We start from the raw sequence: 15,394 nt of genomic DNA, 5'->3' as shown, positions 1-15,394 counted from the left end.
CGATTTGAGATATATTTTTACTGCGTTGGCATGAACAATTTTTTACAACGTCTTTGTCTGCTCGGGATCGTGTGGCTTTGGTTTGGGGGAATGGCGGCAGCCGAAGGGTTGCGTTTTATTCAAAACAAGGGACAATGGGAGCAGGAGGTACTTTTCCGCGCCGAGATCCCCGGCGGCTTTCTTTTTCTCAAAAAACAGTCTTTGGTGTATGTGCTGTACGATGGGCGCGAACTTTCGGCCCGCCACGCGGCGCAGCCTCTGACCGATACCGACGACCGCGCCCGGTTGGCTTCTTCTCCCACTTTCATCAAGGCGCATGGTGTGGAGGTACATTTTGCGGGCAGTAGTCCCAATGCTCAGCTTTTGCGGCTCCGGCCCGATGGCAGTTCCTACAATTATTTCATTGGCAATGATCCCAGCCGCTGGGCCAGTCAGGCCGAAGGTTTCGGGGAGGTATACTACAAGAATCTATATCCGGGAATTGATTTTCGGATCTATGCCCATGAGTACACCATCAAGTATGAGTTTATCGTCCACCCCGGCGCGGATGCTTCCCGCATTGGGCTCGATTACGATGGCTCAGACGAACTGTTGCTAAACTCGGCCGGACAGCTTGAAGTGAAAACGAGCGTCGGCTCTTTCAAGGAAGCCAAACCCTATACCTTTCAGGAAATCAATAGCCGTACCCGGGAAGTCAACGCCCGCTTCACCCTCATGGGCAAGCAGGTGCAGGTTGCCTTGCCCAACGGTTACGACCGTACCCACGATTTGACGATTGATCCCGAACTGATTTTTTCCACCTATTCAGGCTCGCTCTCCGACAACTGGGGCCATACGGCCACCTACGACGCACAGGGGGATTTGTATTCGGGTGGTACTGTGTTCGGAGTTAATTTTCCCGTAACGATTGGTGCCTTTCAGGTGCAGTTTGGCGGCCAGGTCGATACGGGTATCATGAAGTTCAGTCATGATGGTACTCTGCTCATGTACTCGACTTTTCTGGGCGGCAACAGTACCGATATTCCCAATAGTCTGATCACTAATTCCAAGGGAGAGCTTTTCATTTATGGAACTACCTCTTCGCCCAATTTTGCCACCACGGGTTCGGCTTTTCAAAGATCGTTTGGTAAAGGCGCGGGCATCACGCCCATCGACGGGCTCGACCTGCCCAATGGCAGCGATATGTACATTGCCCGGCTTAGTGCCGATGGCAAGCAACTGTTGGCCGCTACCTACCTGGGCGGCAGTGGTAACGATGCGCTGAGTACCGTGCAGAATGTCCAAATCAGGAATTACGGGGATACCTTCCGGGGCGAGATCGTACTGGATAAAGATGAAAACGTGCTGGTGGTTTCCTCGACCAACTCCACCAATTTCCCCCTGAAAAACGCCTATCAATCTACCTTGCAGGGGCGGCAGGATGCGACCATCTCGCAGCTATCACCCGACCTTTCCACCTTACAATGGAGTACCTATTTCGGGGGTGGGGCCTACGACGCCGCTTTTTCGATCAAGCCCACGCCCGATGGTGATGTGTACATTACGGGTATCACCCAAAGCAACAACCTACCTGTGCAGACGGGAGCCTATCAGAACCAGCTGAAAGGCTCCGAAGATGCCTACGTGGCGCGCTTCAAAAACCAGCAGTTCCAGCAGGTTAGCTACCTGGGTACCGATGCCGCCGACGGGGCCTACCTGCTCGATCTTGATCCGAGCGGAAATGTCCATGTCCTCGGCCTTACCCGCGGCAACTACCCCATTACCAACGGCGTGTACAGCAATGCCAACAGCGGGCAGTTTGTGCATGCCCTCGACCCTACCCTTTCCAAATCGCTCTTTTCCACGGTGATCGGTTCCAGGAAAGGTACCCCTGATATTTCACCCACGGCTTTTCTGGTCAACGAGTGCGGCAATATCTACATCGCCGGCTGGGGCGGTAGCGTGAACGTACGCACCGCCTACAATACCCAAAGCAGCACCAACGGTATGGCCGTCACGGAAGACGCCCTGCAACGTACCACCAATGGCAACAATTTTTACATTGCCATTCTGGAAGCCGGCGCCAAGACACTGCTCTACTCGACGTTCTTCGGTAGCGTGAGTCCGCCCAACCCGGCTGAAGATCGAGGCGACCATGTAGACGGCGGAACGAGCCGTTTCGACAAAAATGGTGTGATTTACCACGCCATCTGCGCCTGCGGAGGTACCCGCTTTCCGACTACCCCCAAGGCCTGGTCGCGGGTCAACCGGAGCGACAACTGTAACAATGCAGCCTTTAAGATCGACATCGACCGCCTGAAGGCCGATTTCGATGTGTATGAAGGTACCAAAAAAGATGTAGTACAGGGCTGCGCTCCGCTCAAACTCAACTTCCTGAATACCAGTCTGGGTGGGGTAGACTATATCTGGGAAGTGAATGGCAGCGGTTTTTCGCGGGACGAAATCCAGTCGGAATACACGTTTGAAAATGCTGGGGAATATACCGTAACCCTGCGTGCCTTCAATCGCCTGACCTGTAAAAAAGTGGACGTCGCTACGCGCAAGATTGTGGTGAAAAGCCTCGACACGGTCACCAAAGGCGATACAACCGTTTGCCACGATGTACCCGTACCCTTGTCAGTATCAGGCGGCACGGAGTACACTTGGACGCCCGCCCTGGGCCTGGACAACCCCAAGAGCGCCACTCCTACCGCTCAGGTGAAAGAAACGACGGAGTTCAATGTCGAGATAAAAGACGCCGCGTTCGGCTGCGTGGTGAACAAAAAAGTGAAGGTAACGATCGACGACAGCAAGCCCGATTTTCTGGCGGGTACCGACGCCACGATCTGCCCCGGCCAATCGGCCCCACTCACGGCTTCGGGTGGAGCCACACGCTACCGCTGGCTGGCCGACCCCACTTTGAGCGATAGCGTAGGAAACAAAATAACAGCCACTCCCATCATTACAACCACTTATACCGTAGAAGCAGAATATGGAGACGGTTGCAAACCGAAAAAAACCGTCACCATCACCGTAGAAGACAACAAACCCGACTTCAATGTAAGTCCCGCGCTGCTGGTGTGTGCGGGGGTACCTACAGAGCTTCGGGCCTCGGGCGCGGCTACCCAATTTGTGTGGAAAGGCGACTCCACGCTCAATCCTACCCTAGGTCCGGTGGTCAGCGTTTCGCCCGCCTACACCACCACCTACACCGTACAGGCGCAGTACGCCGATGGCTGTAAACCCGAGAAACAGGTAGTGGTAACAGTGGAACGGAATTATGAACCACTTTTCGACATTGCTACAGCCGGGGAAGCCTGCAATGAACCCACAAAGTACCAATTCATCAACCGCACCCAAAATGCCGACCGATACGAATGGAACATGGGCACGGGACCGATGCTGACGACCAACGATGTGAAAGACCGCACCTTCGACCGCCCCGGGGAATATGTGGTCACGCTGACTGCCTACAACAAGGCGGGCTGCGCTTTAACGGTAGCCAAAACGCTCAACGCCGCGCCACCCCTGGTACTGCCCAATGTGATCACGCCCAATGGCGATGGCAAAAACGATACATTCGTGGTGCCGGTGAGCAATTCTTCACTGCAGGTGTATAACCGCTGGGGCAAGCAAGTTTTTCAGGCCAGCGACTACCAGAACAACTGGGGGAAGAGCATCACGAATGGTACCTATTTCTATGAAATCGTCACGCCGCAGGGTAGCCGGTGCAAGGGTTGGGTGCAGGTTCTGGAGTAGAATTTATTTTGAACTTTATATCCTATAACAACATTTTGAATACATTCGGAAGCTATTTCATATTATTACCTTCAACCAATATTTCCAAAATGAAAAATCTAATCGCATTGCTTCTCTGTCTCGCTTTCACTTTTCAGGCAAAAGCGCAGGAAAATTTCGGTAAGAAAATCAATGAAAAATCAGCCATCGCCGCTTCTCAGCTTCCCGACAGGATGGGCGCTAAGGAAACCATGAACGCCAAGGTGACGGGTACCGTAGAGTCGGTGTGCCAGGCCAAAGGCTGCTGGATGAAAGTAAAACTGGATAATGGCGAAACCATGCGTGTGACCTTTAAGGACTATGGATTTTTCGTGCCCAAGGATATTACCGGCAAAACGGTTGTCGTAGAAGGGGTAGCGGAAAAGAAAACTACCCCCGTGGCCGAATTGCGTCATTACGCTGAGGACGCCGGGAAAAGCAAAGAAGAAATTGCCAAAATCACCGATCCGAAAAACGAACTTGCCTTCGTAGCTGATGGTGTGATCGTTAAATAGGTACCCTTCTTCTGGAAGGTACCCCCCACAATCAAAAAGCCCGCTTTCTCGTCGAGAAAGCGGGCTTTTTGGTAGGCCAATTGATATGATCACACTGGTTTATTCTGATTTTTCGAGTGCATCCAACTGCTGTATATCCTCCTCGTTCAGATTCAAGGAGGCAGCCCCTACATTTTCCTCGAGGTGCGCTAACGAAGAGGTACCCGGAATCGGCAACATGACGTTCGAATGCTGCAACAGCCACGCCAGGGCTACTTGAAAAGCCGTAGCATCATGTTTTTTTGCGACTTTGGCAATTAGTTTCTGGCTATTGATACTCCCCGCCGACAACGGATACCAGGGGATGAACCCTACGTTGTGGGTTTCGCACCACTTCAGGGTACCTTCCCAGCGGCGCTCGGTGGGATTGTACATATTTTGCACCGAAACAACGTCCACAATGCCGGCAGCCTTTTCAAGTTGATCGACACTGACTTCGGAAAGCCCAATGTACCGGATCAGCCCCTCCTCCTGGGCTTTTTTCAAAGCGCCCAGACTATCTTCCAGGGGTACATGGCTATCGATGCGGTGGAGCTGATATAAATCGATGCAATCAACCTTAAGGCGTTTTAAGCTACCCTCCAGGCACGAACGCAGGTAGGCGGGATCGCCATTGGGTTTCCATTGATTGGGACCGGGACGCGTCAGTCCACCCTTGGTGGCAATCAGCATTCCGCTCGGATAGGGATGCAGCGCCTGCGCGATCAACTCCTCCGAAACGTTAGGGCCGTAGCTGTCGGCAGTATCGATAAAGTTGACCCCCAGATCGGGCAAACCGCGCAACAAGCGCAAGGCTTCGTTTTTATGATCCGGTGGCCCCCAAATTCCCCCTCCTGTGATGCGCATGGCACCGTACCCCAGGCGATTTATTTTAAATTTTCCTCCAATTCTGAACGTGCCTGCCTGGCCCGCACCTACCTCTTTATGATTCATGGCTTTAAAATTCTATTTCATTCAGAAAAGGAACTATGCCCTTTTCAGTATATCCCCGCCAGGAACATCGCATTGAAAATTCCCAGCTTAGAAAAACTACCCGTTTCCAGTCGTCGCTGCCGGGCCCGCTTTCGCATCCGCCGGGTTGATTCTCCCTCAAAAAACTGTTTGTATTCGATCCAGAAACGATACACCCCTACCTTTAACTTTCTTTGCTTTTTCCGTTCCATGTCTCTGCGGAGTTTTATAATATTGGTGTTAGGAATAAATTTCCTAAACTTCGCAAAATTTCTATGCCATCACGCCTCCATCCCACCAATCGACCTGAATCTGGGGCAGGTACTCACATTCTTTGCCCTAAACGGATTTATCCCTCCCCAAAACTGGGAAAATCAGTCAACATTTATTGCATGGACGTACGCGGGGAGAAATAGCAGGCGGCTAGTGGCGGCGGGCGGATATCACCTCCACCAGGGAGCGGTCAGGGGTGGTCCGGAAAGTAGAAGCGGTTCACCAATCCGGGGCGTAACCAGGGGTACCTTCAGCTCTCCGGCCTTGGCCGTAACCCGCTCGATAGGCTCATACCAGGGGTGCAAAGCGAGCGTAAATTTGCCCCAGTGGACAGGTAGCAGCATTTTGGCCCGCAGATCTACGGCCGCCTGAGCGGTCTGTTCGGGCATCATGTGGATGTAGCGCCAATTGTCGTTGTATTGCCCGCATTCCAGAATTGCAAGATCGAACGGCCCATACTGATCACCGATCTCCTTGAAATGTGTGTCGTAGCCCGAATCGCCGCCCAGGTAAAAGGCATGGCCGGGGGTTTGTAATACAAACGACGACCAAAGCGTTTGGCCACGCTTGAAAAGGCGACCCGAAAAATGCCGCGCGGGCCATGCCGTAAAATTCAGTACCCCAGCTACTGTGACATCTTCGTGCCAGGCCAGTTCCTGAATCATTCCCGGGTCGTAACCCCAGCCTTCCAGGTGCGCCCCTACTCCCAACGACGTAACCACCTGCTTCACTTTGGGACGCAAGCGATTGATGGTTGGATAATCTAGATGGTCGTAATGGTCATGCGTCAGGAGCAGCACATCGATCTCGGGCATGTCATCGACCGAGTATATATTACTACCGGGATAGTTTTTTCCAAAAAAAGAAACCGGCGAGGCATGGCCACTAAACACCGGATCTACCAGAATTTTCCTGCCCGCTACGATCAGCAAATAAGAAGAATGTCCAAACCATACCAGCACCGGCTCATCCGTGGGTAGGGTTTTCAGGTTGGTATGTACCGAGGGTAAAGGTTTATCGGGCTGGCGATCCTTGCCGGGCTTCAGAAAATCAACAAACGCCTTCCACATGGAGACGTCCTCCGACATGACAGGAGTAGCACTAAGGTTATGAAAGGTACCCTCGCGGTAATTTGAGGCTTTTCGAATACGTTCGAGCCGGGCGGCGGCAGGTACCTTGCCAAATTGGGGCTGTTGGAGAAAAAACCAGATGCCGAGGGCAATAAAGATTATTAAAATAAGAAATAGCATAGGAGATTAAGCAGAAATAGGTTTCGTCTTTCTTCCTAACTCAACGCGCCTTCTTATAATTCAAAACCGACTAATCGTTGAATAGCATCCGGATTTAGAGTATTCGCTACGCAGCTAATATTTGCCCCGTACCTACCCTTTTCCTGAAGGTATCTCTCCCAAAAATTCGTTTCATACCTGTCCAACCTACCCACATATAGTCAAGATTCAGTACGCAACTTAGACGTCTGGAAACGTCCGGAGAATAGGCATAACCCGTTTATTCCGAACGTAAGGCTTTGATGGGATTGGCCCGCGAAGCCTTCAGACTCCGAAAACCGACGGTGAGTAAGGCCACAAACAGGGTGATTACGATTGCCAGGATAAAAATGCCCGCGCCGGGTTCAACCCGGTATACGAATTTATTCAGCCAACCTTCCATTACCCACCAAGCCAGAGGAGCCGCTAAGGCAAAAGCGATCAGCAGCAGTCGAATAAATTCTTTGCCGAATAGCCACAGGATGCTCGGATTGCTCGCTCCCAGCACCTTGCGCACCCCTATTTCTTTGGTTTTCTGCGCGGCCATGAACGAAACCAATCCATACAAACCCAGGCAACCTACAAAAATCGCAATGCCTGTAAACGCCTGAATGAGCCGAAGCAACATATTGTCCAGTTTATAGAACCGCCCGATTTCCTCATCCATAAAACGGTACGTAAAAATGGAAGACGGGTATAGGGTCGTCCATACTTTTTCAAGTCCCGCCAGGGTAGGTCCCAGATTCGCCAGGTTCACATTTATCCCGCAACTGCCGTAACTCTCGCTCCGGGTCGTGAGGCACAATGGCTCGATGGCGGCACGAAACGATTGGAAATGGAAGTCTTTCATAACCCCGACAATGGTACCCGGCCGGCCATTAATCGTGGCTGGCTTCCCGAGCACATCGTCCAGGGAGGCTAGCCGGAGTGCCTTCACGGCCGTTTCATTCAGTAGGTATTCGCGAATCGTGTCCGAGGGATTCAGATTGCGCCCAGCCAGAATGGGAATTTTGAACGTTGGGACATACTGGTGATCGGCGGACTTGATGGCAATGGAAAAATCTTCGGCTTCCGGCCGCGAATCAAAGCGGATACTGGTACTTCCTACGGCTTCGGAGGCGGGAGGGGTATCAAAAAACGTCGCATTTTCAACCCCCGACAACTCAGAGAACTCGGCACCCAGCGCACTGAGTTTTGATTTTTGGTTATCAGGTACCGGCAGAATGACAATGGCATCTTTCTGGAAACCCATATCAGCCTGCTGTGAATAGCGCAACTGGGTAGTAATGATTAGCGTGCCGATGATGAGGAGTTGTGAGATGGCAAACTGACCGACGACCAGCCCTTTCCGCAACGAAAAGCCTCCTGCCGACCGCTGGGCGGGCATCCCTTTCAGCGCCAGTAGGGGCTGAAAACGAGCGAGGATGAGTCCGGGATAAGCCCCGGAAAAGAAAACCACGAGCAACAGCAGAACCGATAAAAAGGCGAGCAGGTACCTGTCAGTCAGCAGATTGAGGGTCAGATCAATTTCAAACCACCCATTGACAAAAGGCAGGGCCAGATAGGCCAGTCCCAGAGCGACAACCATGGCCAGGCCCGCTATGACTGCCGTTTCGGTGATAAATTGCCAGAAAAGCGGGGCGCGCCTACTACCCAGGGCTTTTCGGACGCCAATCTCCCGGGAACGACCGATCGCCTGCGCTGTAGCCAGGTTGATGAAATTGACACAGGCCGTCAGGATCAGGAAAAAGCCGATCCATGCAAACGTCCTGAGGTTCTTCTTATCGGTCTTCCCGCGTAGCTCCGGGTTGAAATGGACGTCCGAAAGGGGCTGCAGTCTGAATTGAAAATATTGGGCTGGTTCCTTATCGTAATACGTATTAGAAATCGCCGGAAGAATTGTCTTGTTCACTGAGGCCGCCGATATGCCGGGTTTTAACCGGACAAAACACTGCATCTCTTTATTGACACTGAACCACCAGTCCTTTTCGACCATCCAGGGGCTGTGATCTTGCAAATTGCTGAAAGGAATATAGATTTGAGAACGAAAGTCGGTGTTGGGTGGTAGGTCTTGAAGTACCCCCGTTATTCTCACCAGTAAAGAATCATCGACACGCAATAGTTGACCGACCGGATCCTGAGTTCCGAAATATTTTTTAGCGATTTCATCGGTAATGAGGACGGTATTACGGTCCTGAAGAGCGGTTTTCGGATTACCCTGTATCAACGGAAAATTGAAAATGCTCAGAAACTCCGGATCGGCGAACGCGATATCTTCTTCAAATTTTTTCTCCGGCGATACCGAAACGACCCGTTTGGGCAGAAAAGCGATTCGACCTACTTCTTCCGCGGCATTGTACCCGCCTCGGAAGGCCTCACCCAGCGGATTGGGTACCCCCGTATTGTAGGTGACTTTTTCCCCATGAAACTCGGTATAAATACGATAAATGCGGTTTTGATCGGCATGAAAATCGTCAAAGCTCAGATGGTATTTCACGAGCGTAAAAATCAGAATGGCACAGGCAATACCCAGACTTAGACTGACCGCATTGATTAGAGTATAGGATTTGTGGCGACTGATTTTTCTGAAAGCAACCTTTAGATGATTATTGAACATGGCTGTAGGGTTTGATTGTGAATCAAAAATGAATTTGCTATCTAAATGGGTGGATCGGGAAGTATTGCGCCACAGCCGGGGATGTAGGAGCAACACCATTTCCAGCACATATAACAGGCGGGCTTTTGTATAGCCGTATCGCTGACCTCGCTTGTGGAATAATTCATACAGGTCACCCAGAATTTCTTCGCGGTGGTGTGGGGCTGCGATTCGGCCTAGCAGGCGCTCCGCCCAGCGCGGCGGCTGTGAATTGATTTTATTCTTTCGATTCATCTCAGATTCCAAAAGCAGTTTTAGGAATACCCTCCCACAATTCATTCCGGATCCGCCGCGCTTCCCGCAGCGATTGTTCTCCCGCCATAGTCACCGTGAACAAGCGTTTGCGACGCCCCCCACGTTCCGCGGTAGCCTCGCCCAAGCGGGATTGCACGAGCCCTTTTTCTTCCAGCCGCTGCATAGCCCGATGTACCGCCCCCAGGCTCATGGGCCGCTCCAGGCGTTGACTTAATTCTTCCATAACCGCCACGCTATAGGCTTCATCGTAGCACAGCGCGATCGTTAGCAAAACGATCTCTTCGAACTCGCCCAATTGGGTACCTTTCATCGATCGGGATTATTAATTCCAGAAGGTATAGTATTTCTTTCTCTTTTGCATAGCAAATCCGATGCCAGTATAATTCACCGGCTTCTAAGGCTCAAAAATGGCCTTTTTGTAAATTGAAGGATTTTAAATCGTCCGTTTCCGAACATTTCGCCGTCCAGATTTGAACGGCTGGTGAGGAGTTCCAAGATTCGTAGGAGATTTCCTACCCGGTGGCTTTCTGCGGGAAGGTACCTATCTACTTGTGAGCGTTAAAAACGCGGTGCAGAAAGTCAGTGATGTAGGTGACCGTGGGAGAAAACCAGGGATTGAAAAACAAAAAAGTGTGGGGCGCGTCGGGAAAGGCATGTACCTCTGAATAGATACCTAGCTTGTCCAAGCTCGTAATTAAGTCGTCCCGCCCGGCGTGCATCCGATCTACCCCGCTATTGATGAACAGAATGGGAGGCATATTCCGATCGGCATGGGTGAGGGCTGAAGCTTCCCGCCACAAGTCAGGTTTTTCGGTTTTGCTATACCCAAACCAGTACGTAGCCGCCGATATATGCCTTAAATCATCACCCTCGCCCGATTCGGGATGGATGAATGCCAATATACCATCAATATCGACTACCGCCTGTACCGTACTCGTCGGGCTTGGATTGTCCCCTACCCCTTCGAAGGCCGGGTTGTGGTTGGTGCTGCCGATGAGGGCAGCCAACTGCCCTCCCGCCGAAAAACCCAATACGGCAATCCGGCTCGTGTCGATGCCATACGTTGTGGCATGGGTACGGAGCCAGCGAACCGCCGCTTTCAGGTCATGTACGGCAGCCGGGTACAGGGCTTCCGTCGACAGGCGGTACTCTATGGGTACGGTCACAAACCCGCGGGCTGCCAACTGCGCCGCCAGCGGGTAATTGTGTGAGCGGTCGCCCGATCGCCATCCACCGCCGTGAATCATCAGAATAGCCGGACGGGACCGGAGGGTACCTTGTGGCGGGGTATATACATCCAGAACCAGATCCCGACCAGGCATGGGAGTACTGTACGGTATGTTTTTGTCAATCCTGACCCCAGGCGGCAGGGTGGAATCGGCCAAGGTTATTTCAGGGTACCGTTTTTTTTCTTGTACAAAAGACTTCCGAACCGTGAAGCTCGTATCGCGCCCTCCGGTGGGGCTTAGCTGCGCATAGGTAGCCGTAACGAACAGGGTACCTACCAGCAAAAGTATCGTCTTTCTCATTGACTTTTATTTCTGTTTGCCTTCCTATCTAATGCGCCGTCGCCCTATGTTACGGTGGCCGGGGGTACCTGTGCAACGGTACCTAGAGCCAGCCGAATTAGATAAAGATCAGAAGCCCTGACATGGCCTTAGTTGGTTTTGGGCTGCACGATGTGGTCGGCCAGATCCAATTTGAGCGTTTTGATGGAAGCCAGCACCAACTGTGCCATTTTTCGGGCGCCAAGTTCGCTGAAATGCGTATTGTCTACTTTACCGTTCGGGTAATTGGGATGCTCACCCGGTGCGAGTTGCAGAAATAGCAACTTTGAAGTTTCGGGGCCGAAGCTTTGAAGCAGCTCCTGACTCTGCCGATCCAGATCAATAAGCGGTACGTTAGTTTCACGCGCCACTGCCCGCGTGAGTTCAGAATATACCGCGTGGGTTTCCTGAATTTTCCCTTTTTCGTCGAATTGGCGGCGGGCAACGGGCGTGATGAGTACGGGATGGGCTTTTTTTGCCCGGCTTTCCTCAATGAATCGAACCAGGTTTTGCCGAAATTCAACCTCCGGAGTATAGCTCTTTTTGGTACTTACCTCATCATTATGCCCAAACTGGATCAGTACGTAATCGCCCTCGTGCAGATGGTCGGCTACGGGCTGCCAGCGGTTTTCTTCGATGAAGGTACGGGTACTTCGTCCGTTCATCGCCCGGTTATCGACCGTAACCTGCTCATCAAAAAAATGAACGAATGGCATTCCCCAGCCCGTTTCGGGGTAGGCTTTTTCGGCTTTGATCGACATGGTCGAATCACCGATGAGGTACACGGTGATTTTTTCAGGCGGAAATGTGAAGGCCAGCAGCAAGAATAAGCCAACACAGGCGACACTTCTGGAAAATGCAGATTGGGTCATGAGTTCAAGGGTTTGCGTATATGAGGGGTACATCAGATTCTGAAAGATGCCGCTAATAAAGCCAATGCTGGCTAACGAGTAGATTAAAAACCTACGGTAGCGGGCTGGGGGCTGAAACCGAAATAGGCTTTGGCATTGCCATAGCAGATGTTCTGTACGACCTTCCCCATCCAATTAAGATCGTCGGGGAGTTCACCGTTTTCGATGTCGTTGCCGAACAGGTTGCAGATAATGCGGCGGAAATATTCGTGACGAGGGTAGCTCAGAAAACTACGGGAGTCAGTCAACATACCCACAAACCGACTTAGCAGCCCCATATTCGACAGGGCGTTCAGCTGCCGCTCCATGCCGTCCTTCTGATCCAGAAACCACCAGCCCGATCCAAACTGAAGCTTACCCGCGACGGAGCCGTCATTGAAGTTGCCGATCATGGTAGCCAGCAGCTCATTATCACCAGGATTCAGATTGTACAGTATTGTCTTCGCCAATTTGTCATTCGTATCCAGGCGGTCAAGAAAACGAGCCAAGGCGCGGGCCTGGGAAAAGTCCCCGATACTGTCCCAGCCCGTATCGGGGCCGAGTTGCCGCAGCATCCGCGAGTTGTTGTTACGCAGGGCACCGAGATGAAACTGCTGGGTCCAGCCTTTTTCCCAATCCATCTCGGCCAGGTACACCAGCATCGCCGATTTGAATTTCTGTACCTCCGCCCCGGTCAATACCCCTCCGGTACCCGGCTGGCTCGCCCGGAGTTTGTCAAAAATGGCATGGATTTCGGCTTCGGTGTAGTCGTCGGCGTAAATCTGCTCCAAACCATGATCGGAGAGCTTGCAGCCCATCTCCGCGAAATAATCGTGTCGCTGGCGCAGAGCTGTCATAAAATCGTCAAAACCACCGATCGCTACGTTGCTGGCTTCTTCGAGCCGATCGACATACGCATTGAAAGCCGCCGCATCTTCTACGGCCATGGCCTTATCGGGCCGGAAAGTAGGCAGTACCCCAATCTCAAACCCATCGTCCGACAACCTTTGGTGGTGTTCCAGTGAGTCAACCGGATCGTCGGTAGTACAGACGGCCTCTACATTCATCCGGCGCAGCAGGTTTCTGACCGAAAAATCGGGTGATTGCAGTTGTTCGGTGCAAGCATCGTAAATACGCCGGGCGTTCTGGCCGTGCAGTATTTCAGTAATGCCAAAATACCGCTGCAATTCGAGATGGGTCCAGTGGTAGAGCGGATTCCGGACGGTATAGGGTACGGTTTCGGCCCATTTTTGGAATTTGGCAAAATCCGGTTGATTGCCCGTACAGTACTTTTCGTCCACGCCGTTGGTACGCATGGCCCGCCATTTGTAATGATCTCCATAGAGCCAGATTTGGGTGAGGTTGTCAAACGTATGATCATCGGCAATCTGGGTGGGAGGCAGATGGCAATGGTAGTCGATAATCGGCATTGGTTTGGCAAACGTTTCATAGAGGTGCTGTGCCGTTTCGGTTTGCAGCAAAAAATCATCATTCAAAAAGGTTTTTTTCATTGGAATAGGGAGATGATGGAAAATAGGCTATTCTTAATTCTATATACTATTATTTCTTCACAGAAAGGAGGACGAGCCCAGTGGAGTTTTCGAGGTGTATTTTCAATTGGCTGCGACTCCATAATGAACAAACTGGGTGCCGAGTGTCGCCAGGGCTCCGTGATCTACCAGTTGGGTCAGGTAGCCAGTCACAGCATCGGCAAACCCGGGTAGGAGGCTCAAATCCTGTCCCCAAAGATTTGTGTTTTGAAGGACCGTTTGTGTAAGGGCAGAGGGAGGCAGCCGGGCCCATAGATCGGCAAAATAGGGCGCTCGTGAATCATGAATCGGGTACTTCTCACCATTCCGTTCGCCGCACAATACACCATCCTGCCGGGTGGTTGCCCGCATAAATAACAGATACCCCGCAAAACCGAAGGCCATGTACCGCGACCCGACCGGCCGGCTGGCAATATTTTCCCTCTGATAATACCTGACAAGGGTCTGCACATTCCGAAGCTGCATCTTCATGGAGTACTGAAGCGTGATATCCAGCCAGCGATGTTCAATATAAGGATTCCGGTATCGGTCCAGTACCTGAAGCGCGAACCGTTGGGCTGCTTTTTCGTCTACGTCCGGCATTCCCGGAATCAGTTCGGCCAGCAGAAGCCCGCTGATAAATGCGGCCATTCGCTTGTCGGCCATCGCTTCGCCGACCGTATCGAATCCACACAGAAAGGCCAACCCACAGCTCAGCGTATGCGAACCGTTGAGCAACCGAATTTTCAGTTCACGGAAGCGATTGATATCAGGCTGGATACGAACGTTTTCATCAGCCTGATGGAAAGACAGTACCTGCTTTATCCGCTCCATGTCCGCATGGGGGGGTACCTCAATAGCCCACAGGCGGTACGCCTCCGCTATGGTCATCAAGTCGTCCTGGTACCCTAGTTGCGCCGTCAGCGATTCATACATCGCCGGTTCCGGCTCACCCGGCACAATGCGGTCTACCAGGGAGTTGCAGCAGATATTGGCCGTTTCGAGCCAATCGAGAAACTCGCCTTCCAGACCGTTGCGGTGCGCAAGTTCAAGCAGAATCGCTTCGAGTTTGGTACCATTGTCAGGCAGGAGTTCCGTCGGAACGATCACCAGTCCTTTGGCAGGATCACCCTCGAACGCCTGGTACCGCGCGTAAAGTACGGCCAGCAGTTTGCCTGGAAAAGACTGGGGTACGGTCTGTAGGATGTCTTCATTCACCAACTGAATACCTATCTCAGTAGTATTGGAAATCACAATCTGCAGATCGGGACTGGTGGCTACCCGCATCACCTCGTCCCACTGTTGGCTGGCCGACAGCACGCGGCTAATGGCTGAACAGACGACGTTTTCCTCGATAAGTTGTTTGTCCCTGATGCCTCGGATACAGAGCGTATAGAGATTGTCCTGTCGACGGAAGGCCTCGAGATCGCCCCCTTCGGTCGATTTAACAACGACGATGCGGCCATTGAAAAAACCCCGTCGATTGGCCTTATCGATCAAATAGTCGGGCAATCCGCGCAGCAGCACGCCCGTTCCGAACTGGAGTACCCGCTCCGGCAAGGGCTGTAGCCCGAGGGTACCGGTTTGGGCGGAAAGCAGAGGAAGTAATTGGGCAGATGAAAAAGGCATAGGGAATGGTTACGGGGGTCAGGTGATTATGCTCGTCACACAAGTAAGTGAGCGGGATAGGTAGGTATCATAATTTATTCGCGCAA

Annotated in this window: 11 protein-coding genes; 2 read left to right on the top strand and 9 right to left on the bottom strand. The window is 52.1% G+C overall.

The window, feature by feature from the left end; genetic code table 11:
* Positions 1–30 precede the first annotated feature (30 nt).
* Positions 31–3,738, top strand: coding sequence for a DUF7948 domain-containing protein (locus GBK04_RS18155; protein ID WP_152762074.1), 3,708 nt, complete (start codon positions 31–33; stop codon positions 3,736–3,738).
* Between the two features lie 89 nt (positions 3,739–3,827).
* Positions 3,828–4,271: a DUF4920 domain-containing protein gene (locus GBK04_RS18150; RefSeq protein WP_152762072.1), complete on the top strand. Its 444-nt coding sequence runs from the start codon at positions 3,828–3,830 to the stop codon at positions 4,269–4,271.
* Positions 4,272–4,370: 99 nt separating this feature from the next.
* Here GBK04_RS18150 and GBK04_RS18145 read toward each other — a convergent pair whose 3' ends face one another.
* From GBK04_RS18145 to GBK04_RS18105, 9 genes are all read right to left on the bottom strand, one after another.
* Positions 4,371–5,243, bottom strand: a complete 873-nt coding sequence (locus GBK04_RS18145; RefSeq protein WP_152762070.1) for an aldo/keto reductase — start codon at positions 5,241–5,243, stop codon at positions 4,371–4,373.
* A gap of 44 nt (positions 5,244–5,287) precedes the next feature.
* Positions 5,288–5,473, bottom strand: coding sequence for a hypothetical protein (locus GBK04_RS18140; protein WP_152762068.1), 186 nt, complete (start codon positions 5,471–5,473; stop codon positions 5,288–5,290).
* A 231-nt stretch (positions 5,474–5,704) separates the two neighbouring features.
* Complete coding sequence (locus tag GBK04_RS18135) at positions 5,705–6,784, bottom strand: MBL fold metallo-hydrolase (RefSeq protein ID WP_152762066.1); 1,080 nt, start codon at positions 6,782–6,784, stop codon at positions 5,705–5,707.
* A 259-nt stretch (positions 6,785–7,043) separates the two neighbouring features.
* A complete protein-coding gene (locus tag GBK04_RS18130) occupies positions 7,044–9,692 on the bottom strand; it encodes an ABC transporter permease (protein WP_373331090.1) in 2,649 nt (882 codons plus the stop codon).
* Between the two features lies 1 nt (position 9,693).
* The gene (locus tag GBK04_RS18125; protein ID WP_152762064.1) at positions 9,694–10,023 is read right to left on the bottom strand and encodes a PadR family transcriptional regulator; all 330 of its coding nucleotides are present in this window, start codon (positions 10,021–10,023) and stop codon (positions 9,694–9,696) included.
* Positions 10,024–10,258: 235 nt separating this feature from the next.
* Positions 10,259–11,242 carry an alpha/beta fold hydrolase gene (locus GBK04_RS18120; RefSeq protein WP_152762062.1) on the bottom strand — a complete coding sequence of 328 codons (984 nt, stop codon included), beginning with the start codon at positions 11,240–11,242 and terminating at the stop codon, positions 10,259–10,261.
* A gap of 128 nt (positions 11,243–11,370) precedes the next feature.
* A complete protein-coding gene (locus GBK04_RS18115; protein WP_152762060.1) occupies positions 11,371–12,132 on the bottom strand; it encodes a rhamnogalacturonan acetylesterase in 762 nt (253 codons plus the stop codon).
* An 83-nt stretch (positions 12,133–12,215) separates the two neighbouring features.
* Positions 12,216–13,661 carry a glucuronate isomerase gene (uxaC, locus tag GBK04_RS18110; RefSeq protein ID WP_152762058.1) on the bottom strand — a complete coding sequence of 482 codons (1,446 nt, stop codon included), beginning with the start codon at positions 13,659–13,661 and terminating at the stop codon, positions 12,216–12,218.
* A 102-nt stretch (positions 13,662–13,763) separates the two neighbouring features.
* A complete protein-coding gene (locus GBK04_RS18105) occupies positions 13,764–15,308 on the bottom strand; it encodes a tagaturonate reductase (protein ID WP_152762056.1) in 1,545 nt (514 codons plus the stop codon).
* Positions 15,309–15,394: the final 86 nt, after the last annotated feature.

The organism is Salmonirosea aquatica, assembly GCF_009296315.1.
In the GTDB taxonomy this organism is placed as follows: domain Bacteria; phylum Bacteroidota; class Bacteroidia; order Cytophagales; family Spirosomataceae; genus Salmonirosea; species Salmonirosea aquatica.
Note: the sequence above shows the minus strand (reverse complement) of the source record. Positions and strands in the feature narration are given on the sequence as shown.

Bases quoted from the DNA above. Each gene is read 5' to 3' on its own strand.
- GBK04_RS18130 (WP_373331090.1), bottom strand. From the start codon at position 9,692: ATGAATCGAAAGAATAAAATCAATTCACAGCCGCCGCGCTGGGCGGAG.
- GBK04_RS18115 (WP_152762060.1), bottom strand. From the start codon at position 12,132: ATGACCCAATCTGCATTTTCCAGAAGTGTCGCCTGTGTTGGCTTATTC.
- GBK04_RS18150 (WP_152762072.1), top strand. From the start codon at position 3,828: ATGAAAAATCTAATCGCATTGCTTCTCTGTCTCGCTTTCACTTTTCAG.
- GBK04_RS18145 (WP_152762070.1), bottom strand. From the start codon at position 5,243: ATGAATCATAAAGAGGTAGGTGCGGGCCAGGCAGGCACGTTCAGAATT.
- uxaC (WP_152762058.1), bottom strand. From the start codon at position 13,661: ATGAAAAAAACCTTTTTGAATGATGATTTTTTGCTGCAAACCGAAACG.
- GBK04_RS18135 (WP_152762066.1), bottom strand. From the start codon at position 6,784: ATGCTATTTCTTATTTTAATAATCTTTATTGCCCTCGGCATCTGGTTT.
- GBK04_RS18125 (WP_152762064.1), bottom strand. From the start codon at position 10,023: ATGAAAGGTACCCAATTGGGCGAGTTCGAAGAGATCGTTTTGCTAACG.
- GBK04_RS18155 (WP_152762074.1), top strand. From the start codon at position 31: ATGAACAATTTTTTACAACGTCTTTGTCTGCTCGGGATCGTGTGGCTT.
- GBK04_RS18140 (WP_152762068.1), bottom strand. From the start codon at position 5,473: ATGGAACGGAAAAAGCAAAGAAAGTTAAAGGTAGGGGTGTATCGTTTC.
- GBK04_RS18105 (WP_152762056.1), bottom strand. From the start codon at position 15,308: ATGCCTTTTTCATCTGCCCAATTACTTCCTCTGCTTTCCGCCCAAACC.
- GBK04_RS18120 (WP_152762062.1), bottom strand. From the start codon at position 11,242: ATGAGAAAGACGATACTTTTGCTGGTAGGTACCCTGTTCGTTACGGCT.